At 34.7% G+C, this 24,953-nt stretch carries 23 protein-coding genes and 2 pseudogenes; 12 read left to right on the forward strand and 13 right to left on the reverse strand.

Translation table 11 applies throughout. From position 1 onward, the window contains the following. Nucleotides 1-61: 61 nt before the first annotated feature. A complete protein-coding gene (locus H5J24_RS17115) occupies nucleotides 62-352 on the reverse strand; it encodes a hypothetical protein (protein ID WP_068941637.1) in 291 nt (96 codons plus the stop codon). A gap of 145 nt (nucleotides 353-497) precedes the next feature. Next, a pseudogene (locus H5J24_RS17120) lies at nucleotides 498-1,783 on the reverse strand (adenylosuccinate synthase). A gap of 186 nt (nucleotides 1,784-1,969) precedes the next feature. Between H5J24_RS17120 and H5J24_RS17125 the strand changes: the two are divergent. The 3 genes from H5J24_RS17125 to H5J24_RS17135 all read left to right on the forward strand — a co-directional run bounded on the left by H5J24_RS17125 (nucleotide 1,970) and on the right by H5J24_RS17135 (nucleotide 4,351). Continuing rightward, complete coding sequence (locus tag H5J24_RS17125; protein WP_068941634.1) at nucleotides 1,970-2,752, forward strand: hypothetical protein; 783 nt, start codon at nucleotides 1,970-1,972, stop codon at nucleotides 2,750-2,752. Then, a complete protein-coding gene (locus H5J24_RS17130; protein ID WP_068941632.1) occupies nucleotides 2,742-3,224 on the forward strand; it encodes a type II toxin-antitoxin system VapC family toxin in 483 nt (160 codons plus the stop codon). Before H5J24_RS17125 ends, H5J24_RS17130 begins: the two co-directional genes overlap by 11 nt. Nucleotides 3,225-3,418: 194 nt before the next feature. Next, a complete protein-coding gene (locus H5J24_RS17135) occupies nucleotides 3,419-4,351 on the forward strand; it encodes an alpha/beta fold hydrolase (RefSeq protein ID WP_068941630.1) in 933 nt (310 codons plus the stop codon). Nucleotides 4,352-4,567: 216 nt separating this feature from the next. Here the strand turns inward: H5J24_RS17135 and H5J24_RS17140 are convergent, their stop codons facing one another. Both H5J24_RS17140 and H5J24_RS17145 read right to left on the reverse strand, forming a co-directional pair. Next, nucleotides 4,568-5,269, reverse strand: a complete 702-nt coding sequence (locus H5J24_RS17140) for a LytR/AlgR family response regulator transcription factor (RefSeq protein ID WP_068941629.1) — start codon at nucleotides 5,267-5,269, stop codon at nucleotides 4,568-4,570. Next, complete coding sequence (locus H5J24_RS17145) at nucleotides 5,266-6,288, reverse strand: sensor histidine kinase (protein ID WP_068941627.1); 1,023 nt, start codon at nucleotides 6,286-6,288, stop codon at nucleotides 5,266-5,268. The genes H5J24_RS17140 and H5J24_RS17145 overlap by 4 nt, the downstream gene beginning before the upstream one ends. Before the next feature lie 143 nt (nucleotides 6,289-6,431). Between H5J24_RS17145 and H5J24_RS17150 the strand changes: the two genes are divergently transcribed. From H5J24_RS17150 to H5J24_RS17165, 4 genes are all read left to right on the forward strand, one after another. Beyond that, nucleotides 6,432-8,597: a TonB-dependent receptor domain-containing protein gene (locus H5J24_RS17150; RefSeq protein WP_082811083.1), complete on the forward strand. Its 2,166-nt coding sequence runs from the start codon at nucleotides 6,432-6,434 to the stop codon at nucleotides 8,595-8,597. A gap of 288 nt (nucleotides 8,598-8,885) precedes the next feature. After that, nucleotides 8,886-9,566, forward strand: a complete 681-nt coding sequence (locus tag H5J24_RS17155; protein WP_068941621.1) for a helix-turn-helix transcriptional regulator — start codon at nucleotides 8,886-8,888, stop codon at nucleotides 9,564-9,566. A 232-nt stretch (nucleotides 9,567-9,798) separates the two neighbouring features. Then, nucleotides 9,799-10,062 (forward strand): zinc ribbon domain-containing protein, encoded by a 264-nt coding sequence (locus tag H5J24_RS17160; RefSeq protein WP_068941618.1) that lies wholly within the window; start codon nucleotides 9,799-9,801, stop codon nucleotides 10,060-10,062. Nucleotides 10,063-10,073: 11 nt separating this feature from the next. After that, nucleotides 10,074-10,592 carry a HEAT repeat domain-containing protein gene (locus H5J24_RS17165; protein ID WP_068941616.1) on the forward strand — a complete coding sequence of 173 codons (519 nt, stop codon included), beginning with the start codon at nucleotides 10,074-10,076 and terminating at the stop codon, nucleotides 10,590-10,592. Nucleotides 10,593-10,749: 157 nt separating this feature from the next. On the opposite strand, the gene H5J24_RS17170 is transcribed toward H5J24_RS17165, so the two are convergent. Further along, nucleotides 10,750-12,339 (reverse strand): ABC-F family ATP-binding cassette domain-containing protein, encoded by a 1,590-nt coding sequence (locus H5J24_RS17170; protein ID WP_068941614.1) that lies wholly within the window; start codon nucleotides 12,337-12,339, stop codon nucleotides 10,750-10,752. A gap of 196 nt (nucleotides 12,340-12,535) precedes the next feature. Between H5J24_RS17170 and H5J24_RS17175 the strand changes: the two genes are divergently transcribed. From H5J24_RS17175 to H5J24_RS17195, 5 genes are all read left to right on the forward strand, one after another. Beyond that, nucleotides 12,536-13,090, forward strand: a complete 555-nt coding sequence (locus H5J24_RS17175) for a phosphoribosyltransferase (protein WP_068941612.1) — start codon at nucleotides 12,536-12,538, stop codon at nucleotides 13,088-13,090. Nucleotides 13,091-13,214: 124 nt separating this feature from the next. Next, nucleotides 13,215-13,793, forward strand: a complete 579-nt coding sequence (locus H5J24_RS17180; protein ID WP_068941610.1) for an adenylate kinase — start codon at nucleotides 13,215-13,217, stop codon at nucleotides 13,791-13,793. 64 nt (nucleotides 13,794-13,857) lie between these two features. Beyond that, on the forward strand, nucleotides 13,858-14,841 hold the full coding sequence (obgE, locus tag H5J24_RS17185; RefSeq protein WP_068941608.1) for a GTPase ObgE: 984 nt from the start codon (nucleotides 13,858-13,860) through the stop codon (nucleotides 14,839-14,841). Continuing rightward, nucleotides 14,834-15,865 carry a DUF6438 domain-containing protein gene (locus tag H5J24_RS17190; protein ID WP_068941605.1) on the forward strand — a complete coding sequence of 344 codons (1,032 nt, stop codon included), beginning with the start codon at nucleotides 14,834-14,836 and terminating at the stop codon, nucleotides 15,863-15,865. Before obgE ends, H5J24_RS17190 begins: the two co-directional genes overlap by 8 nt. Nucleotides 15,866-15,972: 107 nt before the next feature. Then, nucleotides 15,973-17,289 carry a DEAD/DEAH box helicase gene (locus H5J24_RS17195; RefSeq protein ID WP_068941602.1) on the forward strand — a complete coding sequence of 439 codons (1,317 nt, stop codon included), beginning with the start codon at nucleotides 15,973-15,975 and terminating at the stop codon, nucleotides 17,287-17,289. 46 nt (nucleotides 17,290-17,335) lie between these two features. Here the strand turns inward: H5J24_RS17195 and H5J24_RS17200 are convergent, their stop codons facing one another. The 8 genes and pseudogenes from H5J24_RS17200 to H5J24_RS17240 form a co-directional block, all read right to left on the reverse strand. Beyond that, entirely contained in the window at nucleotides 17,336-18,103 is a 768-nt protein-coding gene (locus tag H5J24_RS17200) for a TatD family hydrolase (protein ID WP_068941600.1), read from the reverse strand. 5 nt (nucleotides 18,104-18,108) lie between these two features. After that, on the reverse strand, nucleotides 18,109-18,630 hold the full coding sequence (locus H5J24_RS17205; RefSeq protein ID WP_068941598.1) for a DUF4269 domain-containing protein: 522 nt from the start codon (nucleotides 18,628-18,630) through the stop codon (nucleotides 18,109-18,111). Next, the gene (locus H5J24_RS17210; protein WP_068941597.1) at nucleotides 18,627-19,580 is read right to left on the reverse strand and encodes a GSCFA domain-containing protein; all 954 of its coding nucleotides are present in this window, start codon (nucleotides 19,578-19,580) and stop codon (nucleotides 18,627-18,629) included. The genes H5J24_RS17205 and H5J24_RS17210 overlap by 4 nt, the downstream gene beginning before the upstream one ends. 74 nt (nucleotides 19,581-19,654) lie before the next feature. Beyond that, nucleotides 19,655-20,626, reverse strand: coding sequence for a polyprenyl synthetase family protein (locus H5J24_RS17215; RefSeq protein ID WP_068941595.1), 972 nt, complete (start codon nucleotides 20,624-20,626; stop codon nucleotides 19,655-19,657). A 162-nt stretch (nucleotides 20,627-20,788) separates the two neighbouring features. Further along, nucleotides 20,789-21,124: a hypothetical protein gene (locus tag H5J24_RS17220; protein WP_068941593.1), complete on the reverse strand. Its 336-nt coding sequence runs from the start codon at nucleotides 21,122-21,124 to the stop codon at nucleotides 20,789-20,791. Between the two features lie 110 nt (nucleotides 21,125-21,234). Further along, the gene (locus H5J24_RS17225; RefSeq protein ID WP_068941591.1) at nucleotides 21,235-22,377 is read right to left on the reverse strand and encodes an inorganic phosphate transporter; all 1,143 of its coding nucleotides are present in this window, start codon (nucleotides 22,375-22,377) and stop codon (nucleotides 21,235-21,237) included. Nucleotides 22,378-22,400: 23 nt separating this feature from the next. Beyond that, nucleotides 22,401-23,040: pseudogene (locus tag H5J24_RS26000) on the reverse strand (DUF47 domain-containing protein). A 151-nt stretch (nucleotides 23,041-23,191) separates the two neighbouring features. Continuing rightward, on the reverse strand, nucleotides 23,192-24,886 hold the full coding sequence (locus tag H5J24_RS17240) for a DEAD/DEAH box helicase (RefSeq protein ID WP_068941589.1): 1,695 nt from the start codon (nucleotides 24,884-24,886) through the stop codon (nucleotides 23,192-23,194). Nucleotides 24,887-24,953: the final 67 nt, after the last annotated feature.

Genomic DNA, 24,953 nt, shown 5'->3' on the forward strand with positions numbered 1-24,953 from the left:
TTTAAGAAAAAAAGAAAAATGAAATAGCAGCTGATAAATCCTGAATCTGAGCCAATTAAAATCAGATCATCACCATCAGAAAAAGAACCAAAGGAATTAACAATCCTAATGAATTAACAATAATAAGAATGACTGAACTTTTCTTTACTGTTTTATAGCTTTTTGCTGCGAAAAAAATTCCCGATAAAGAAAACAATCCACTACAGGCCAGAAATAACCAGAATTTAAAGTTACTGATTTCATTAAGAGGTATGTCATTGTATAAAAACAGTAAAACCCCGTATGCAACTATAAATAGAAGGCTGATTACAATATTATTTAATGCATTACGGGTTCTGGTATTGTTTTCCATTGAATAGAATTAATTTTTAAATATAGAAATTTTCAGGGATATCAAATAATATCATCCATTCAAAATATAAGGCAATCGTTAACTTAATCAAAAAAAATAGACCATCAGTTTGATGGTCTATTTCTATATGTATGTTCTAAGAATATTAGAATAATTCTTTTCTGATAATGTTCTGACTTCTTTCAGGACCTACAGAAACTAAATACACATTGATTCCTAAGTATTTCTCGATAAATTCGATGTATTTCTGAGCGTTATCAGGAAGTTCGTCATAGCTTCTAGCTTTTGTGATATCTTCCGCCCAACCTGGTAAATCCTGGTAGATTGGCTCATAGTTGTATAATTTCTCTGTGGACGAAGTAAAGTAATCGATAATTTTTCCGTCTTCAGTTTTGTAATGCGTAACGATTTTAAGGTTTTCAATCCCTGTAAGAACGTCAAGTTTAGTAATCACAAGGTTATTGATCCCATTGATCATACAAGCATGCTTCAAAGAAACAAGGTCTAACCAACCTGTTCTTCTTGGTCTTCCTGTAGTTGCCCCGAATTCACCACCGATTTGTCTGATCTTTTCACCTAATTCATTATCTAATTCAGATGGGAAAGGTCCGTTACCTACTCTTGTACAGTATGCTTTTGCTACTCCAATCAGGTTTTGAAGTGATGTCGGCGGAACTCCTGCTCCTGAACACACACCTCCTGTAGATGGAGAAGATGAAGTTACGTATGGATAAGTACCGAAATCGATATCAAGCATTAATGCCTGTGCTCCTTCAAATAAAACGTTTTTACCGTCTCTGATCGCTTCGTTTAGCTCTAATTCAGTATCTACGATTCTATCCTGAAGCTGTTTTCCGATTTCTAAATATTCATTATAGATTTCTTCAACGTCTAACGCTGGTTTTCCATAATATTTTTCAAAAAGAGAATTCTTAACTTTTAAGTTTTTCTCAATTTTATCTCTTAAAATCTCAGGGTTTAATAGGTCAACCATTCTGATTCCGACTCTTGCAATTTTATCTTCATAGCAAGGTCCGATTCCTTTTTGGTTGTTCCGATCTGAGTTCCGCCGTGTTCCTCTTCACGGTAAGTATCCAAAAGGATGTGGTAAGGCATGATCACATGCGCTCTTCTGCTGATAAAAATGTGGTCTGTTCTCAAGTTTTTGCTCTCGATCTGACCAACTTCTCTAATAAAAGACTTAGGGTTTACCACTACTCCGTTCGCAATGATACATTTCCCTTTGCATTGAAGAACTCCTGAAGGAAGAAGGTGCAGAACGAATTTCTCTTCACCAACATAAACCGTGTGACCAGCGTTGTCTCCTCCTTGGAAACGCACTACATAGTCCGATTTTGCTGATAAAACATCCGTGATTTTACCTTTACCTTCATCTCCATACTGAAGACCTACAACTACATAAGTTGACATATTTTACTTTTGTTTTAAGATTCGTGCAAAATTACTTTTAAAAAAAATGACAGCCAAATTATAGGGGATATTTATTTTGGATTGGGTGAAAATCATAGGGTTGAAGGTGTTAAAATAATTTAATCCAAAAATAATAAAGTCATGTCGTATAATTTTTTGAAATAAAAATTTGTTTACTTTTGTTTTGTGGAAAAACATGGTCAAATAGAAATAAAAGTTTCTGGAAAAATTGGAAACGTAGATATAAATCCTGATAACTTTGATATCAAGGAAATAATTTCTATATTAAACAATGTTGATGACTTGTTATATTCTGGAGATAAAAAAAATAGACCTTTAATTTCTTATGATATTAAAGAGGGATCTGTTAGAAATATTTTTAAAACCGGCATACAATATATAGTTAGTTTTAATGCTATATTAGGTTTAATTTCCCAGACTAATACTATTGATTATTTAGATTTAGCAACAGCTAAAGCTATTGAAAACCTTCAAGATTTAGCAAAGAAAAAAGATTTTGCATTTGATATAACGACATCACTTGAAGAGTCTAATAGTATTCGAATTGATAAATTCTCTGATTTTAAAAGAACAGAAGCAATTTGGGCTGAAGCAGAATTTTATTTTTATGGAAAAATAACTAATGCAGGAGGTAAAGATAAAGCTAATATTCATTTATTGACTGATGAATATGGAACAGTTAGAATTCAAACTCCAATTTCATTCTTAGAACAACAAGAAGAAAATATTCTATACAAATCTTTAGGTATAAGAGCTAAAGGTAATCAGCATTCAGAAAACGGGGAAATTGATTTTACAAATTTAGAATTCATTGAGTTAATTGATTATAATCCCATTTTTGATGAAAATTATTTGAAAAAATTAAGAGATAAAGCAAAACAATCTTGGCTTTCAAATATTAATCCTGATGAATGGTTAAGACAAATAAGAGGAAGCTATGAAAGTTAATGGAGTTTTACTAGACACAAGTTTCTTTATTAGGTTTTTAAATGATGCAGATCCATTATTTAGAAATGCTTTGGAATATTATAAATATTTTTTAAACAAAGATATCAAAATGCACATTTCAACAATTTCAATTGCTGAATATTGTGTTGGAGGTTCTATATCAGAACTACCTTTAAGAAATTTAGCTATTCTTCCATTTAATTTGAATCATGCTATTAAAACAGGAGAAATTGCTAAAATAGTTTTCACAAAAAAAGGAAAATTAAAACTAGCTGAAAGAAATATAATTCCAAATGACTCAAAATTATTTTCTCAAGCAGATGTAGAGAAAAATATCATTTATTATTTGTCTTCAGACACCGAGAGTATTAAAATTTATAATCTTCTCCAAGAAGAAGGACAAAAGCCAAATTTTAATTTTATAGATTTAAGTATTCCACCAAATGAATATTTTGGTTATTTAGATTTATAGATACTTTTAAGTTTTGATTAACAAAGCTTAAGAACAATTACCAATCAATTGTCCTACCATCTTATCTCTAATAAAATACTCATCATCCAAAATTGAAAACACCAACAAAGTCTCATCATAATATTTAATGGAATTGTTGGAAATTATAAACTCCCTGACATCAAAATAAAATATCTTACCACTTGAACATTCTTATGAATTCATCACAAAAATCAGCATACCTTCCCTCCAAACTCAACAAAGAATCAGACCTGTTTCATACTCTATTCACTCCAGAAACAGTAACAGCCACCCTCCTTATCGTTCACGGCATGCAGGAACATAGTGGAAGATACGCGGAAATAGCTGAGTATTTTGCAAACCATGGCATTGCAGTGCTGACGTATGATCACCTGGGTCACGGAAAGTCCGTAAAAGATAAAAGCGAGATAGGGTTCTTCCAGCTTGAAAAACCGGATGAGAGGCTAATTGCTGATACAGAAATGATGGCAGATCATCTTGCAGCGCAATATCCGGATGTTCCCCATTTTATTCTGGGACATTCAATGGGATCTTTTATCACTCGTTGTCTTCTTCAGAGAGCAAGTAAGAAATTTGCCGGGGCTATTATTACCGGAACTGGTGGACCTTTGCCTGGAATTGATTTATTGAGAGGCTATTTATCCATAGCTAATGCCATAGCACCAAAACATCGTACTTTTTTAAATTCTGTTTTTACCAAGGTCAATAATAAGCATTTTAAGAGAGATAAAGATTTTGGTGATACAAGCTGGCTAAGCATTAATCCTAAGAACAGAACTGCTTTTGAACAGGATGAATTGTGCGGAATTCCTTTTACCCATAATGCTTTTTATACGCTGTTTACAGTTTATAAAAGAGCAACTTCAAGAAATTGGGCTTCTTCTATTTCGCCAGCATTTCCTTTTCTGTTTGTAAGCGGAAAGAATGATCCGATTGGTGATTTTGGTAAAGGAGTCATCCTTACCATTAACAATTTAAAAAGTGATGGCTTTCAGGATGTGGAGACAAAGATCTATCCGGAGATGCGTCATGAAATTTTGAATGAGGAAATACGGGAGCAGGTGCTGAGTGAGATTTATGATTGGATGTTAAGACATTGTAAATAGGTTCTTGCAGATAGAGGCAATGTAATAGTCTTTTTCCCACAGATAGCACGGATTTTCACAGATGATTATGGATAAATTCTGCGTAATCTGCAAAATCTGCGAGATAATTTAAATTCTTGTATTTTAGGGATAATGATTTTGTTATCTGTCCTGATTTTTTATTGAAATTGAAGACTCACCTTAATCAAAAAAAGTATCTAAAAGTTTAGGGTAGAATTATCCGCTGGTCTCAATCCATTCTGAGAAAGATTTGCGGTAGGTTTCTCCTACGGTAACGAAATCCATATTTCTCATCTGGATTCTGTTTCCTTCAATGACTTTTATTTTATCGGTTGCAATGATATAAGATCTATGAATCCTCATAAATCTGTTTTCAGGAAGTTTCTCTAAAATATCTTTCATATTTTCCAGCACCATTACTTTATCATTGATGGTGTGAATTCTGATATAATCTTTTAATCCTTCGATATAAATAACCTCATCAAAGGCTATTTTATAATATTTTCTGTCTGATCGTACGAAAAGATGATCCAGCTGTGGCTCAGGAATGAAAGCCTGTTGCCATTGTATAAATTTTTGTACTCCCTGATAAAAGCGATTGAAAGTAATGGGCTTCAATAAAAAATCCACCACGTGGAAATCAAAAGCTTCCAAAGCATACTCAGCATACGCAGTAGTTACAATGAAATTATGATTCTTATTAAACATTTTCATCATTTCAATTCCTGTAAGCTCAGGCATCTGAATATCAATAAAAATAAGGTCTACATTTTCTGAACCCAATAATTTCATCACTTCATACACATCACTTCCGGCATATATGATATTCAACAGATCGGTTTTTAAGGCATAATCGTTCAAAAGCCTTACTGCAAAGGGCTCATCATCTAGGATAATACAATTGATCTTTTGTTTCATGAAAATTGAATTTGTATGGATGCTTTAAATTTGTTTTCAAGACGGGTGGTTTCAAGTTTATATTTGCTGTGGTATAACATCTCTAACCTATTTTTAAGATTATCCAAACCAATACCACCCAGTTTATCTGTTTTTTTATTGCCTATAGAATTGATGACTTCAAAATTCAAAAGTTTATCGTCTGTAAATATATTGATCTCAATTGGGTTTTGTTCTGAGTAAGCCCCATGTTTTAAGGCATTTTCAATCAATGGTGACAGAATATAGGGTGCTATTCTTCGTTTTTCATCTTTAATCCCGGACTGCCATTTTACAATATTATTTTCATAATGTCTTAATTCTTCCAATTCTATATAGGCTTTTATATAATCCAGTTCTTCTGACAGGGCAATATGCTCCTTCTGTGCCTCATAGGTGGTAAAACGCATGATGCTGCTCAGTTTTTCAATAGCAGAAAGAGATTCCGGTGACTGAAAGTGAACCATTGAATAGATATTATTTAAAGTATTGAAAATAAAATGAGGGTTGATCTGAGCTTTAAGAAATTTGATCTCCGTATTTTTCTGATCTTCCAGAATAACCTTATTATATTCTAAAAGTTTTATCACATGGATAATTAACCACAGAAATGAACTGAAAATAATAGGTTTGCTGCTATAAGCAAGATTATCCAGGAGATAGTTTCCTAAAACGGGATTGGTATAATTTACCTTCCCTAGCCACCAGTCTGTCAACACCTGTTCAATAACAAAGCGTGTTAATGTAAAGAACAAATAAGTAATGATAATTCCTATCAACAGCTTTATCCATTTAAAATCGTTGAAGATTTTTGGCATTACCAAGATATAATTAAAGTAGAAGGTCAGTACAAAGACTATAGCATAGGTTTTAAAGAACAGATCCAGCTCCGGCATCCCGAAAGAGAGCGGTTGGCCTACCAGCATAAAATACAAAGTCAGCAGCCAAAATAAAATGTGCAGGCCAATCTCCGTTTTTTTATTCAGATGTAGTTTTCCCATATCGGTTATTATTTTTTTGTAAAAATAGGTTTTTATGGAAAAGTTCAACACCGGGTTTGTCGACAAAATACGAGGGAACGTCGATAAAATTGGTTTCAGCAGACTCAAAGCTGCAGTTTTGCTAAAAAATAAAGACAAAGATTATGAAAACTTTACTTCTTCCAGCGATACTTCTTCTATTCATCAATACAATGAATGCACAGGAAAAAGAAACCAACAGTGAAACTTCTTTAGAAACTGTTGTTATAAAAAAGCAGAAAAAAATTATTGAAAGAAAGGTAGACCGTCTCATTTATAATGTTGAAAATTCAACTGCTTCAACGGGTGGAAATGCCTTGGATGCTTTAAAATCTGCCCCGATGGTAAGGGTACAAAATGAAGCGGTATCTATTGTTGGAAAAGGTGAAGTATTGATTATGATTGATGACCGTCTTCAAAAGATGCCTGCAAGCGAGGTAGCTGCTTTTCTGAAAACGATTCCTTCAGATAATATTAAAAGCATTGAGGTGATCACTTCTCCTCCTGCAAAATATGAAGCGGAAGGAAACAACGGGATTATTAATATTAAACTTAAAACCGCTAAAAATAATTCGTGGAATGCTAGTTTAGGCACCAATTATACCCAAAGATTCTATGCCGGAAACAGCGTACAGGGCATGTTTAATTATAATCATGGAAAGCTTTCTCTACAATCTTCTGTGTATATGGAACAACAAAAATCCCGATCAAGCTCCCAAAGCAATACTTATTATCAAAATGAATTGTGGGCTATGGATACTCAGAGCGCTAGCAAAAACAAAAATCTGGGAATCAGTTTAGGAGCTGATTACAAAGTTACAGATCAATGGACAACCGGATTAAAATATCTGGGAAGCTTCAGCACAGAAGAGGGTTCAAGTTCTCCGTTTACTTCAAGAATGAATTATCAAACCTCTCAGCCTGATTCTTTTATTTCTTCTGACACTCAATCTTCCAATAAACCCAATATTAATAGTTTAAATTGGTTTAACACCATAAAAATGGACAGTGCTAAAACTGTACTTACTACAGATTTTGATTTTTTTGAATATAAAAAGGATGATGCAAGAGATTTCTACGGAAGTGAACTTGATTCCAAAATGCAAATGCTTCCCGGGACTTATTTTTCAGCATTAAATTCAAACATGAACAAAATCCGTAATTATTCAGGAAAAGCAGATCTGGAAACCAAACTTTCCTGGGCAGACTTTAATTTTGGTGGCCGTTTTTCTTTTACCCGTACCGATAATAATTTTTTAGCCTACAATAAAGAAACCGGTGTTCCAGTCCTTAATACCGATCAATCCAATACCTTCATTTATAAAGAATATAACGAGGCTTTATATTTTTCATTAAGCAGAAAATTTAATAACCATTGGGAAGCTAAACTTGGATTACGTGCTGAAGCTACCCAAACAACCGGGTTTTCAGAAACCCGCAACCAAACTGACAAAAATGATTATATCAAACTGTTTCCAACAGCTTATCTTACTTATACGATGAACAACAACCATTCTTTTTCATTGAATTACAACAGAAGAATCAGACGTCCGGATTTTGATTACCTGAATCCATTTGTTGTCCGTTCAAGTCCTTTTTATTATTCCGAAGGCAACCCTTATCTGAAGCCTTCTATTATTGACAATATTGAGTTTTCTTATATCAAGGGGCAAAAATGGACTTCTTCATTATATTATTCCAAAGTTTCAGATTTCGGGCAGGCATTATCTATTTTAAATCCGGATACCAATGTGACCAGAAATACTCCTGTAAATTATGCAGACACTTACCAGATTGGTTTTTCCACCTCTTATAATTTCAGTGCTGTAAAATGGTGGAACAGCTTTTCAGGATTCAATGTTAATTATCAGAATGTAAAATCTAAAGTTCCGTACACCGCCTCTATTGATGGTTACAATGCTTATCTGTATAGTAATAATGACTTTACTCTGAATAAGAAAAAAACGTTTTCTCTGAGTGTCAATTATGGGTTACAACTTCCGGGCAGATATCAAATTTTCCATATTTCCACGATGAATATTTTGGATGTGACAGTAAAGATTCTGTGTCTTGATAAAAAATTCTCCGTATCTCTTACCGGAACTGATCTTCTAAACAGCCAAAGACCTTTGATCTCTTATCAATCCAATGGTATTGAAACCAATTTCAGAAACAATAATTATACACGAGGATTCAGACTTTCATTAAGTTACAGATTTGGGAATAATGATCTAAAATCTAAGGATAGAAATTTCGGAAATGAAGAGGAAAGAAACAGGATGAATCAATAAGCTTCAAATATTCTTAATTTAATAAACTCACACAGATTTTGCGGATTAAGCGGATTCAATCATACAGAAACATCTGCGAAATCTGTGAGATCTGCGTGAGACTATATGAATCAGATTACAGATCCGAGAACCTGAATAGTTTGGAATTATTTTAATTCTAAAATTCTCGAGATTACACAGATTTCAAATTATACAAAGAATATCCGGAAGAGTTTTTTAGATCACTCCACTTCATCGCAATGACATATCTAATAATTTTATATTTTTGAATCTCATGTTTTAAAAACAATGAACAGAATTGACCGACTGATTTCCGTGCTTACTACTTTGCAATCTAAACAATTTGTAACGGCTGATTATATTGCTGATAAATATGAGATCAGTATCAGAACAGTGTACAGGGATATTAAAGCGCTAGGTGAAATTGGAGTTCCTATTGATTATGAGCCTCAGAAAGGCTATACCGTTTTACAAGGCTTCTTCCTTCCTCCGATTCTTCTTACCAGTGATGAAGCCAATGCTTTGATTATGATTTCCAAACTGTCGGAACGTTATACAGACAAAACGATACACAAGAATGTTTCCAATGCTATAGACAAAATAAAATCGGTCTTACGATATAGTGAAAAGGAAAAAGCAGATCAATTGCAGAAAAAGATTGGCATCTATGTTTCGCCTGAGACTGACCGCAGTAAAGATTATCTGACTATTATCCAGAATGCTATTATAGATAAGCAAATTTTAAAAATATGCTATCTCAACAATTCAACCGAAGCCAGCGAAAGAGAAATTGAACCTATCGGAATGAGTTTTTATACCAATCAATGGCATCTGATCGCCTGGTGCTGGAAAAGAAATGAATATCGGGATTTTAAAGTTTTACAGATTCAGGATTTAAGGAATACAGCTCAGCCATTTAAAAAAGAAGTGCATTTTACTCTTGAGGAATATATTAATTCTTTGACGTGATGAGGCCTGGAAGTAAGAAGCTGGAGGCGGGAGGTTTCTGCTAGACGAATAACTTCTGCAAATCTTTGTAATGGATATTCTTAAAATAAAATGATAGACTATACACTCCTACTTCCGACATCCATAACTCCCCGCTTCCAACCTCCAGCTTCCAAACTTTTTGCATAAAAAAATCAGACTGACATAGGGTTGACAGTTGCCCCATTTACCTTTGTCTAAAATATCATACAATATGGATAAAGTATACAAAAATTGCCAGAGCTGCGGGATGCCTCTGAAAAAATCACCTAATGGCGGCGGAACCAATGCTGATGGTTCTATCAGTACAATGTATTGTGGTTATTGCTACGAAAAAGGACAGTTTAAACAAGAAAATATTACAGCAACAGAAATGCAGAGTTTTGTAAAAATCAAAATGAAAGATATGGGCTTTCCAGGTTTTCTGGCCGGTTTATTTTCAAAAGGAATTCCTAAATTAGAACGCTGGAAAAATTAAAATCAATCACCATGACTATAGAAGAACTTTTTAAAGACAAAGCCACTAAAGCAAAGGAAAAAACAGAGATCATCAGCAAATGGATCATGGATACGTCCCTACCCACAGACGAACTGATTGCCTTTGCTGAAAAAGCAAAAGACCCGATCAAAGGAACCTGTATAGAGGCTATGGAATATGCCACCAAACAAAATCCTAACCTTGCAGATGAAACGGTATTCACATTCGTTACCAATACCCTTACGGAGAAAGCTCCCAGAATAAAATGGGAAAGCGCCAAAGTGATTGGCAATACGGCACAATTATTTCCTGAGAATCTTGATCTGGCCATCACTAATCTGATCGCAAACACAGAACATGAAGGAACCGTTGTTCGTTGGAGTGCTGCGTTTGCGTTAGGAGAAATCCTGAAACTGAAAACTTCACACAATACTACTCTTCTTCCAACACTTGAGAACATCAGTGAGAAAGAAGAAAAGAACAGTATCAAGAAAATCTATCTGGATGCCATTAAGAAAACAAAGAAATAATTATTGAAAATTATAAACTTAAAACTCCTGGAAGCAATCTCCAGGAGTTTATTTTTTAGGTTTGGGCTAAAACCCTTTGATTTTTAAATCTTTTATTGTAAAGCCCGCTCCCTATTGAATTTCCAAATATAAATCCGCGAAATCTGCGAGAAATAAATCATTCCAACATTACTTCTCTCCCAATCCCTATTTCTTTAAGGAATATTTCATCATGTGAGATCACCAACAGCGTTCCTTTATAATCTTTAATAGAATTGGTAAGAATTTCAACATTCTGCAAATCCAGATTATTGGTAGGCTCATCCAGGATGATCATATCCGGAGCTTTATTGCTGATAGAAAGTCCGCACAGAAGTAACCTTAAACGCTCTCCACCACTTAAAACTCCGCATTTTTTATTCCATGTATCCTTACTGAACAAAAATCGTGAAAGTAATGTCTTCACTTCGGATTCCTGTAAAGCACTATCATTGAATGTTTGTACAAAATCATACAAAGTCAGTTCATCATCAATTAATGAATATTCCTGGTCTATATAAATACTATTGAATTCCGCATGGTTAATATTTCCAACAGAAGGCTGGATGTTTCCCAACAGAAGTTTAATAAGGGTTGTTTTCCCTGAACCGTTGCCTCCTTTAATGGAAATTCTCTCTCCACTTCTTATTTCAAGATCGAGATTATCTTTCCAGAGCTTTTCTTCTCCATAGCTAAAATTAATACCTTCAGCTGTGATCAAAATTTTCCCGGTATGCAAACCGGAATCATTGAAATTCACTTTCATCTGATCGGAATTTCTTACGGAAGAACGCAATTCCCTCAAGTCTCCTGAAATACCCGTAATCTTTTCAGTGTGTACACTCTTCAGTTTTGAAGTATTTTTCTCCGCATTGTTCCGAAGTGTATTCATCATGATTCTGGCTACTCCTGATTTTTCCTGTTTCTGCTTTCCGCGGGCATCAAGCTTCTGTTTGCGTTCTATGGTTTCACGTTCTTTTTCTTTAGCTTTTTTCAGAGCCCGCTCTTTGGCGTGAATATCATTTTGTAAAGCCTCCTCTTCCACTTCTTTCTGTTCTGAGTAGAAATCATAATTCCCGCCATAGGCAGCAATTCCCTGATTGCTTAATTCAAAAATTGTATCTGCAAGATTCAGTAATGTTCTGTCGTGGCTCACCATCAAAACAGTAGCATTTACTTTTTCAATAAGATCATATAGCAGTTTTCGTCCCTCTAAGTCAAGGTGATTAGTAGGTTCATCCAAAATAATGATATCAGGCTGATTGATCTGAATTCCGGCAAGGAAAACTTTGGTCTTCTGCCCGCCACTTAAGCCTTCTAGTTTTTGGTTTAAATCAAAATCCTGAAGATTCCAGTATTGTAATGCGTTCTGGCAGCGTTCTTCAATATCCCAATCGTCATTCAGAGTTTCAAAATACCGTTCATCCACTTCCCCACTCGTAATTTTTTCAAGGGCTAAAAGCTTCTGATCTATATTCAGACATTCTGCAATGGTTAGATGATTAAAGTTCCCGAACATTTGGGGAACATAGAAAATTTCGCCCTGAACATTTATAGTTCCCTCTAAAGGTTGTATTACATTCGCTATGATCTTCAGCAGGGTAGATTTTCCCATGCCGTTGCTTCCTACCAAAGCTGATTTGGTATGAGATGGTATTGTTAAATTGATATGATTAAAAAGGAGATTTCCTCCCGTAAACCCAAAGGATATATTTTGCAGTAAAATCATGATTTCTTTCTTAATAAAGGTTAAACACCAGCAACTCGTTAGTTACCGCTTCATTGAATCTGAAAGAAATTATATCCTACATGTCTGTATTTATGGGTTTTGAAAGATCAAATATAGTACAAATCTACGATTAAACACAAAAACATTTTAATGAAAAATCTAAAATCCGTAACTTTGCCAACTACTAAAATTTTTTATGGAAAGTATTAAAGTTCACGACAAAACTTTCGTTCCTTATTTAAAGGATGCCGAAATTCAGGAAATTGTAAAAGAGACCGCATTAAGAATTTATGAAGATTACAAAGATGAAGTTCCTGTTTTCATTGGTGTTTTGAATGGAGTTATCATGTTCTTCTCCGATCTTTTAAAATATTATCCTGGGGAATGCGAAATCGCTTTCCTACAAATGAGTTCTTATGTAGGAACTGAATCTACAGGGATTGTTTATCAGAAAATGGAGCTTACAAAAGATGTAAAAGACCGTCACATCATTCTTGTAGAAGATATCGTTGATACAGGAAATACGGTTGAAAGTCTTTTCAAATATTTCCAGGAAACACAACGTCCTAAATCTGTAAAGCTGGCAAGTTTCTTACTGAAACCTGAGATTTACAAGAAGGATTTCAAACTGGACTATATTGGGAAAGAAATTCCAAATAAATTTGTTCTTGGTTATGGATTGGACTATGATGAATTAGGAAGAAACCTACCTAATTTGTACCAACTAGAAGAAGGACAAATCAATCATTAAATGCCTATAGCTATTAGCTACTGGCTTTTAGCTTTAAATATTGAATCGAAATAAAGTAAAATATTAACTAAATAAAGCTAAAAGCAAGAAGCGAACCGCCAATTGCCGGAAGCGAAACAACATTATGATAAACATCGTTCTGTTCGGCCCTCCAGGAAGTGGAAAAGGAACACAAGCTCAGAATCTAATCGAAAAATTCAACTTAAAACAGGTTTCAACGGGTGATCTTTTCAGATACAACATGAAAAATGACACTGAACTTGGAAAACTGGCTAAGTCTTACATCGATAAAGGAGAATTGGTTCCGGATCAGGTAACAACAGATATGCTGATTGATGAGATCAGAAAACCTACCGATACTAACGGTTTTATCTTTGACGGATATCCAAGAACTACTGCTCAGACAGAAGCTTTGGAAAAAATCGTTAAAGAAGAACTTAATGATGAGATTGACATCTGTCTTTCATTAATTGTAGAGGATAAAATTTTGGTGGAAAGACTTCTGAAAAGAGGAGAAACCAGCGGTAGATCAGACGACAGCAATGTAGAGATCATCGAAAACAGAATTAAAGAATATTATACTAAAACAGCAGAAGTAGCAGAGCTTTACAAACAACAAGGAAAATATGTTGAAGTAAACGGTGTAGGAGAAATTGATGAGATTGCTCAAAAACTTTTCGCTGAAGTAGAGAAAATTAAATAATCGAGATTCGGGATACGGGATACGTATTTTCGTCCCGTAGCTCGCAACTCGTAACAAATACTATATGTCTAACTTTGTAGATTACGTAAAGATCCATTGTAAAAGCGGACACGGAGGTGCAGGTTCTGCCCACCTTCGCCGTGAAAAATATATTCCTAAAGGTGGCCCTGATGGAGGTGACGGAGGTCGTGGTGGACACGTCATTATGAGAGGAAATGCTCAGGAATGGACTTTACTTCCGCTTCGATACACCCGTCACATTAAAGCAGAACGTGGTGAAAACGGAGCAAAAAACCAGCTTACCGGTGCTGACGGTTCTGATATTTATATTGATGTTCCCATCGGAACGATCGCTAAAAATGAAGAAGGAGAAATTATCGGTGAAATCCTTGAAGACAAGCAGGAAATCATCTTGATGGAAGGAGGAAAAGGAGGAAGAGGAAACGAATTCTTCAAATCTTCTACCAATCAAACCCCAAGATATGCTCAACCCGGAATGGACGGTCAGGAAGGCTATATAGTCTTCGAACTTAAAATTTTAGCCGATGTAGGATTGGTTGGATTTCCGAATGCCGGAAAATCTACACTTCTGGCTTCTGTTTCTGCAGCAAAACCTAAGATTGCTAACTACGCCTTTACAACCCTGACTCCTAACCTTGGAATCGTGGATTACAGAAATTACAAATCATTCGTAATGGCTGATATTCCAGGAATTATAGAAGGAGCAGCGGAAGGAAAAGGATTAGGACACAGATTCCTGAGGCATATTGAAAGAAACTCTATCCTGTTGTTTTTAATTCCTGCGGATTCTGAAGATCACTTCCAGGAGTTTAAAATTCTGGAAAATGAATTGAAGGAATATAATCCTGAGCTTTTAGATAAAGATTTCATTGTTTCCGTTTCAAAATCCGATCTTTTGGATGATGAACTGAAAAAAGAAATTTCAGCCGAATTCCCAGAGAACAAACAGCCTCTATTCTTTTCCGGAGTTACCGGAGAAGGTCTTGTAGAACTAAAAGATGCTATTTGGAAACAACTGCATGGATAAGAAAATAATTACAGTTTTATTTTTTATAATTCATCACTATTACTTCTCACAAAGTAATACTTCAAAAATAGACAGCCTCGGAACCATTTCCGAGGTTGAGTCTTTTATAAGATCCTGTTCCAAAAGCAAAGATGATTTTCTCTCTGAATTTACATTGAAAACAATTAAAGATTTTGATAATGAAATTATTTCTCAAAAAATTAAGAAAAAAGCAAAAATCTTAGGGGTCAACAAAAGTTTTTACAAAGGGGATTTCAATCATGATGGCAGAACCGATCTCCTTTTTATAGGTGATAATAAAAGCTGTATACAAACTTCCATGGACTCAGAAAAAGAGACCTCATGTAATACCAGTGTGAAGGTAATCTTCGACCTAGCATCGGGATATGTACTTCAAGATGTAATGCGACGTCATCGTGATTTTACCATTCCAAAAGTCATCAAAATTGGTGGAATGGACTATATTAACATCTATTATGAAGATAACAGTATGTTTTCTAATACACCCGAAAAAATGTTATCTAAAATTCTAACCTATAAATTTGATGATTTCATAGAATACAATCCCCAGCCGAAAAAGTATTCCATTAAACAGATTTCTTATGAAGCAGGACCATGCTACGGAACCTGCCCCATGTTTAAATTAGAGCTCAATAAAAATAAGATTTCTACATTCACAGCACTTGCTTTTAACTTCATAGATGATAATGATCCAGAAGCAGCTGCTAATGCAATCGGAAATTTAAATAAAGGTAAAAATGAAGGGATTTTTAAAAGTCAGATAAAACCTTCTGACTTTGCTGCTATTGAAGAGCTATTGAATTATATTGATTTTCCAAACCTCAATGACAGCTATTCAATCTCCGCAACTGATAATCCATCCTCTACCCTTACAATTGTCTACAATACTGGAAAAATAAAGAAGATTCAGGATTATGGGTTGGTAGGAACCTATGGGCTTAAAAATCTTTATAAAATCTTATTCAATCTAAGACTCAATCAAGAATGGAAAAAGGTAGAATGATACCTTGAAGCTCCTTGATAAAATTCTTAAAAATATTTAGAGTACCTTTGCAAAATGTAATTCTTTCAAACAGAAGGAATTTTTATTTAAATTTTAAAATAATTCATTTGAATTTTACAGACTTAAACTTAATAGAACCTATTGCTAAAGCAATCAAGGAACAAGGATATACAACTCCAACCCCCATTCAGGAAAGATCTATTCCTGAAATTTTACAAGGCAAAGACTTTTTAGGCTGTGCACAGACAGGAACAGGAAAAACTGCCGCTTTTGCTATTCCTATTCTACAGAATCTATCTAAAAATAAAATACCTAATAAAAATATTAAAGCCTTAATTCTTACGCCAACCAGAGAGCTGGCAATTCAGATTGAGGAAAACATTCATGCTTACGGTAAATATCTTCCCTTAAAAGAGCTTGTTATCTTTGGAGGGGTAAAACAGGGTAATCAGGAAGCAGCGTTAAAAAAAGGGGTTGATATTTTGGTCGCTACTCCGGGAAGACTTCTTGACTTCATTGCACAAGGGATTATCAGCTTAAAAAATCTTGAAATATTTGTTCTTGATGAAGCAGACAGAATGCTTGATATGGGATTTGTGCACGATGTAAAAAGAATCATCAAGCTTTTACCGCAAAAAAGACAGACCCTGTTCTTCTCTGCAACAATGCCGGGAGAAATCCAAAAATTGGCTAACTCTATCCTGAACAATCCTGTAAAGGTAGAAGTTACCCCTGTATCTTCTACTGCAGATACTATTCAGCAATCTGTTTACTTTGTTGAAAAGGACAACAAACTGAATCTTTTATCTCATATTCTTCAAAATGATATTTCAGATTCTGCACTGGTATTTTCCAGAACAAAGCATGGCGCTGATAAAATTGCCAGAAAGCTTCAAAAAGACAATATCTCTGCAGAAGCTATTCACGGGAACAAATCTCAAAATGCAAGACAGAATGCCCTTAATAATTTTAAATCTGGGAAAACGAGAGTTCTGGTAGCTACTGATATTGCTGCAAGAGGAATTGATATTGATGAACTGAAATTCGTTATCAATTTTGAACTCTCTGATGTTTCTGAAACGTATGTACACAGAATTGGTAGAACAGGTAGAGCCGGAGCAGAAGGAAATTCTATTTCTTTTGTAGACGGGCTGGATCTTCTCAATCTGAAAAATACAGAAAAGCTGATCGGAAAGAAAATTCCTGTTATCAAGAACCACCCATTCCATACGGATGATCTTGTAGCACAGAAAAGAGATTCTAATAATAAGCCGATGGCAGCTGGTAGAGAGAAATCACAACGACCTAATAGTAACTCCAGACCTACCAATAATAATAGAAATAAAAAGAAGCCCAACACTTCTGAAACACCTTCTACTGGATTTAAAAAGCCTAAGAATAAGAATTTCACCAGAAAAAAATAAAAAATTCCCTCTCATTATGTTGAGAGGGATTTTCTTTGTTATATTTTTAACTGTTGACGAACATTTTTTTCGCATTTTCAGTAGTACTTCTATCTATTTCAGAGAAGTCTTTACCATAAATATCTACCAATTTCCCAGCTACCAGATCAAGATATGAACTTTCATTCCTTTTTCCTCTGTGTGGAACAGGTGCCAGATAAGGTGAATCTGTCTCTAATACGATTTTATCTAAAGGTACTTCATTTAAAAACTGATCTATTTTCCCGTTTTTAAAAGTCACTACTCCACCGATTCCTAAAATGAAATTAAGGTCAATCGCATGTTGTGCCTGTTCTAAATTTCCGGAAAAGCAATGGAAGATTCCTCTTAATTTAGGATGTTTTTTTCTTTCCAACACTTCAAACGTTTCATCAAAACTTTCTCTGGTATGGATCACAATCGCCAGGTCTTTTTCTATGGCCCAATCAATCTGCTGTTCAAAAGCTTTTACCTGAATATCCAGAGTTGTTTTATCCCAGTATAAATCGATTCCAATCTCCCCTATCGCAGGAAAATGTCTTTGGTCAAGATAATTCTTAACAATCTCTAATTCTTTTTCCCAGGATTCCGGTTTTACATAGCAAGGATGAAGTCCCATCATAGAAAAAATCTGTCCGGGATATTCAGTTTCCAGCTGCAGCATCTTCTCATGGGATTCGGAATCAATAGCCGGAAGATAAAATTCTGAGATTCCTTTATCTAAAGCTCTTTGAATAGCCTCTTTTCTGTCTTCATCAAATTCTTCTGCGTATAAATGGGTATGTGTATCAATCATTTTATTTACAATTTTAATAGATCTTCATAAGGATTTTCAAGACCCAGTAATATTCCGAAAGCTGGTTCTGTTTTGATTCCTTGTTTTTTAAGTTCTATTATTTTCTGTTTAAATTCTTCTCCTTTTTCCTGTAATATTTTATATTCAGCAATCATATGAAGGTAGGCATTCTGCTGAATCGTAGGTTTATTCTGTCCGAAAATCTCAACGGGAAGCCCATCCAACATAAAATTTAATGTAATGCATTTTTCACCATTTACAATGGGGTATTTCACTTCTAGATCATAAGGAATAAACCGACTCAACATTAAATCATCCAGAAAATCTTCCTCAAATTTTAAGTCTACCTCAAAAATAAGATCCAGATCACTTCCTTCAATATCAATTTCAATAGGAATGGTTCCTGATAAAATGGGTGAATACTCTTTTAATTTTTCAAAAATACGATGCCTTGCAAGAAGTGCATATACTCTTCTTTGTTTGTCATTTCCTGTTTTCAAATAATCAATCTTTGTAAAATCAATCATTTGAATATAGTATGTTTTACTTTTTTCCGTTGGTTTTCTATTCTCTGATCCAGTTTTTCTCTGAAATCTATAAATTTAGGATCTTTCACATCATTGGTTTTATGTTCCAATGCTCTCATGATCTTAAAATTTTCTTTGATAAATTCTTTGGTTTCCTCTGAAAAATAAGAGTCTCCAAACTTATCAAATATATAATTAACAGCTTGAGTACTCGGATGAATCATATCTTCTTTATAGAAACGATAATCCCGGAGGTCATCCATTAAAATTTCATACACCGGCAGATAATGACAGTCTTCAAATAGAGAAATAGATTCATGAATCGCTGTAATTAGTTTGGATTTGCTCAACTGGTTCTCCACCATTCCATCTTTGGTATGCCTTACCGGAGAAACGGAAAATAAAATCTGAACGCCCTCTTTGCAAATGTCCTTAAGCTCAAGAATGGTATTGTAAATGGAACCTGTAAGTTCCTGATGGGATAACAATCTCTTCTCAAAGAACTTTTGTGGAATTTTATGGCAGTTAGCAACTAATTTTTGTTTTGGAAGAAACTCGTAGATAAAAGAGGATCCGTAAGTAATAATAATCCAGTCTGCTTCCTGAAGAAAGGCATTTCCTACTTCTATCTTACCATTAATCTTATCCAGAGTCTGGTGAATATACCTGGTATCAAAACTGGTGTGATGATCCAATGAAATGTATTCTTCATTATAGATAATCAGTTCATCTTCAATATAAAACTCTGAATCATGAAGCCTTTTTACCGCATTATTGATAGAAAAGGGATTAAAAATCGTTCCAAAAGGATTATTAAGGGTTTGAAGTTGGCCATCTTTCAGCAATTCGGTCATTTCAGAGGCAAAACAGGAACCAATTGAAAATATTCGGTCTTCAATTTCTATTTTTTTCTCTGATTTTGGGATATCAACTTCTGTTCTGAACTTCATTGTGTTGATTTTAGCTGACAGGTAATAGGCAGCAGGTAATTCTGCTACCTACTCCCTATCATCTGCAATCTTATTTAGCTTTCTCTTCTTAATAAATAATTGGCAAGCTCAATAAATGGCTTTTTCTTCTCTTCAGGAATATCAATTTTCTGAAGGTAGCTTTGTCCGATTTCGTTGTGTTTTTCAATCAGACGTAATGCTTTCTCATCCACTTTTGTTCTTCTGAAGATCTTTTCAACACCGTAGATTTTATCGATATTGTCTGTTTTTTTAGAATACCAGTAATCCAGTTCTTTTCTTTCCTCATCTGTAGCATGTTCTCTTGCTAACAGATAAAGAACGGTCTTCTTATTCTCATAGATATCTCCGGCATGCTTTTTACCAAACTGCGCCTGATCTCCGAATACATCCAGATAATCATCCATAATCTGGAATGCTATTCCGATGTGTTTTCCGAAGTTGAAAATCGCTTTTGCGTCTTTAAAATCAGCTTTCGCAATTAAAGCTCCGATCTCAAAAGAAGAAGCACTCAATACTCCGGTTTTATAAGTAATCATTCTGATATAATCATCAAAAGTTACATTTTCCTGAGTTTCGAAGTTGATATCGTATTGTTGTCCTTCACATAAAAGAAGCCCTGTATGAGTAAAGATTCTGATACAAGCCTTGAAAATTTCAGGTTCAAGATCTTCAAAGAATTTATAAGCTTTAAGCATTAATCCGTCTCCTGAAAGAATTCCCACATTGATCCCGTGCAAAGTGTGGATTGTAGGCTTATTTCTTCTTAAAGGCGCCTCATCCATAATATCATCATGGATCAGGGTAAAATTATGGAAAAACTCGATGGCTAAAGCTGGTTTTATTGCCTGCTTCAGGTCTCCTCCGAACAGATCACAAGCCATCAGCACCATAATGGGACGAAGACGTTTTCCACCGTGGGAAATGATATAGTTCATCGGCTCATACAGCTCCGTAGGTTTATCTTTAAAAGTGTACTTATTGATGGCGTCCCCAACAATCTGCTGGTATCTGTCTAAAAATTCCATAAAATCTTATAATTTGAACAAAAATACGATTTTTCGAGGCTTTATAAAACAAAAAACTTTGTGCAAATGGACAAAGTTTTTTGTCATAAAAGAAACTAGCATACTTAACTGAGAGCATTTCTTTTACTTCAATTGATAATATTGCTTAAATAAGCATTCAACTTACTTATAAGGCTTTCCTATACAATACCAATCATGTCTGATAATAGTATCTTTTTTATGAATGGCAAGTTCCAAGTTTCCTGCTCTCTTCATTATCGTATCTCCCGTTTCAACTTCGTTGTAATCGTCGATCCAATTATTATGAACCATAATATTAGATTTTTTATTTGTTATGGGATCATAGCCTGTAATTTTAATCCATGTGTTATCTATACTTGATGCTCCAACAATCAAATTATATTCATCAGGATAGAAAGCTTGTTTTACATTATTGCAATCAGGTTCTCCACATGCAGATAGCAACATTAAAAAGCATAAAAAAACAAATATTTTCATAATTTAATCTAATTGAGGCCTATGCCCGAAATTTCTTTTAAATCAACTTTCAAAAACAAAAAACTTTGCCCAAACGGACAAAGTTTATATGATAATTGTGATTTTTTGTCTTAAGACAAGAAAGTTACAACAAGGTAAGTAATACCAGCCACTAAGGCTGAGATTGGAATGGTTAATACCCAAGCCCAAAGTAAGCTTACTGTAATACCCCATCTTACTGCTGAAATTCTTTTCGTTAATCCAACCCCGATGATAGAACCTGTGATCGTGTGTGTTGTAGATACAGGAATACCAAAGTGATCTGTGATAAATAAAGTAATAGCTCCTGCAGTTTCTGCACTTACTCCTTCTAATGAAGTTACTTTAGTAATCTTTGTTCCCATTGTTTTGATGATCTTCCAACCACCACTCATAGTTCCTAATGCAATCGCAATAAAGGATACTAGCGGAACCCAGATATAATGCTGTGCAAAATAATCAAAACGTCCAGCAGCAGGAATGTTTAAATAGATTGGATCATGAAGCATTTCGACATGATAATAAATTAAAGCTGCTCCAATGATCCCCATTACTTTCTGAGCATCATTCAAACCGTGTCCTAAGCTGAATAAAGCCGAAGAAGCAAGCTGTAGTCTTTTAAAAGATTGGTCTGCTTTGTGTGGGTTTGATCTTTTATAAAGGTGAACGATAATTAACGTAATAATGATCGAGATAATCATCCCTATGATCGGTGCCATGAAAATGAACAGGAAAATAGGAATTACTTTATCAAACTTAACAACACTTTGATGGGTAACCTGGTTAAGAGCTTCTTTCGCAGTATCCCAGAATCCAAGTCCTGGCTGTGCTGCAGCTACATCGTGGTAATCCATCATAAAAGCATGCATCAAAGCTGCTCCCAAGAATCCTCCGATTAAGGTATGTGATGAGGAGGAAGGAATTCCAAACCACCAAGTCAGAAGATTCCAGGCAATAGCTGCCATCAAACCGGAAAATATAACTTCAAGTGTGATAAAATTCTCGTTAACTGTTTTGGCAATTGTATTACCAATTTTGAATTCTCCAATGATATAAGCAGCAATAAAGAAAGCTGCAAAGTTCCAAAGTGCTGCCCAAAGTACAGCCTGGAATGGAGTTAAAACTTTTGTAGATACGATAGTTGCAATCGAGTTGGCCGCATCATGGAAACCATTGATATAATCAAAGATTAACGCCAACGCAATAATAACTACAAGTAAAATCGGAAATTCCATTTTTTGCTATGTATTGTTATCTTTTAGGCGTATTTAATCATGATGTTCTCAATTGTATTGGCAACATCTTCTGCTTTATCTGTTACGATTTCAAGATAGTTCAATACCGATGAAACTTTAATAATGTTAATAGCATCATTCGTTTCAAATAAATCTACCATTGAGTTAGAAAGCAAATCATCTGCAATGTTCTCAATAGAGTTTACTTTAATACAAGCTTCTTTCACCTGCTCCATATTCTTAAACCCTTTAAGATTCTTCATTGCATTCTGAATTTCAAGACATGCTTTGTGAATCAATAGAGAGAAATCCGAATAAGCTTTCATCTCAGGAGACTTGTATAAGAAAATATATTTTGTAGAAGCGTAGATATAATCAGCGATATCATCTAATCCTGTTGCCAACGTGTGAATATCTTCACGATCAAAAGGAGTGATGAAATTTTTTCCCTAGTTCTACGAAGATTTCGTGAGTAAGTTCGTCATTCTTATGTTCGTAATCACTCATTTTTTTCAACATTGAATCGTCATTAAGATCGAAATCCTTGATTCCAGCGTTGAATTCTTCAGACATTGCAACTAGGTTTTCAGTTACCTTTTCAAAAAGTACAAAGAAGATTTTATCTTTTGGTTGAAAAGCGTGGAAAATATTACCAATTCCCATTTTTTAGTATTTATAATTCGAGTGCAAATTTCTTAAAAAAGGATTGTACCTGAAACTATATAACATTAAGTTTTGTTAACATTCGCTTACCTGCTGATTACCAAATAAAAAAACCGACATTACTGCCGGTTTTGTATGGTATAAAAAGAGATTAGTTCGCTACTTCAGCTCTCATATCTTTTCCTTTAAATTTCATCGATTGAATGTTGCTTAAAACATTATCTTTGAATGTTTTTTCAACTTCGAAGAAAGAGAATTTCTCAAGAATCTCAATATCTCCGATTTCAGCTCTTTTCTTGGTTTTTCCACCAGCAGTAGCTTTGTTGATAATATCTAAAACATCAAGTTTCTTTAAATGGTCTTTTTTACCAAGATTGAAGAAGAATCTTACCATGTTTTCATCTTTTCTTCTTGGTTTTCCACCACGATCTCTGTCTCTTCGCTCTCCTCTATCTCTGTCGCGACCTCTGTCTCTATCTCTATCACGCCCACGGTCTCTTCTTGAGTAATCATCATCTCTGCTGCTTAACTTCTGCTCAACAAGATCGTGTTTATCTTTGTAATATAAAGCAAGGTCCTTCAATTGGAACTGTAACAACTGGTGTACTAATTCTTCTTTCGTGAAGTTGCTTAGATCCGGGATTAAGCTGTCATCAAATTCAAAAAGATCTTCGTGTTCTGTAAATAATTTTTCAAAAACACCTCCAACCTGAGCTTTGATAATATCTTCTCCTGTAGGAATAAACTTTTCGTTAATCTCAATTTTAGTAGAAGATTTGATTTGCTTCAGCTTTCTGCTTTCCTCAGGCTTGATTAAAGCCATAGAAATACCGTCTTTTCCTGCTCTACCTGTTCTTCCACTTCTGTGAACGAATACTTCAGGATCATCAGGTAAAGAGAAGTGAATAACGTGAGTAAGAGAGTTTACATCTAATCCTCTTGCTGCAACGTCTGTGGCTACAAGGATATCGATATTTTTCAATCTGAATTTCTTCATTACCGTATCTCTCTGCGCTTGAGAAAGGTCTCCGTGAAGGGCATCAGCTGCATAACCGTTCTGCATTAAGAAATCTGCAACCTCCTGAGTTTCCATTCTTGTTCTACAGAAAATAATGGAATACTGGTTCGGGTTAGCATCAATTAATCTCTTTAATGCTTCTTTTTTCTGACGGTATCCTACCACATAGTATTCGTGTGTAATGTTCTTCTTCACTTCGTTGATAGAACCTACTGAAATACGGTGTGGTTTTGTAAGATAGTTTTTGGAAATTCTTTCCACTTCTTTATTCATCGTAGCCGAGAATAAGAAAGTTTGTTTCGTCTCCGGAGTTTCGCTTAGAATGGTTTCCAATTCATCCTTGAATCCCATAGAAAGCATTTCATCAGCTTCGTCTAATACTAACCAATGAATCGCAGAAAAGTCTAAAGCCTTTCTGTTGATAAGGTCAATGACCCTACCTGGAGTTCCCACAATAATCTGTGGCTTATCCTTTAAAGATCTCATCTGATCTACAATACTACTTCCACCGTAAACTGCAGTAGTTTTGATGTCCATGTATTTAGAATAATTCTTTATGTCTTTAGAAATCTGAAGACATAATTCCCGTGTCGGACAAAGCACCAATAATTGGATTTTGCGACTCGTATCGTCAATCATATCCAAAATCGGAAGCGAAAACGCTGCTGTTTTGCCTGTCCCTGTCTGCGCAAGTGCGATCAAATCGCGAATATCTGAAAGAATGAAAGGGATAGTCTGTTTTTGGATTTCTGTTGGGCTTTCGTAACCCAGTTCGCCAATTGCCTTAAGGATATCAGGACTTAAATTGGTTTCCGTAAATAAATTCATTAACTATTTTAAAATTTTTGCAAAGATACAATAAATATTTGACTTGTTTTTGAATAAAGTTTTAAAT

It is taken from the genome of Chryseobacterium capnotolerans (assembly GCF_021278965.1).
In the GTDB taxonomy this organism is placed as follows: Bacteria; Bacteroidota; Bacteroidia; order Flavobacteriales; family Weeksellaceae; genus Chryseobacterium; species Chryseobacterium capnotolerans.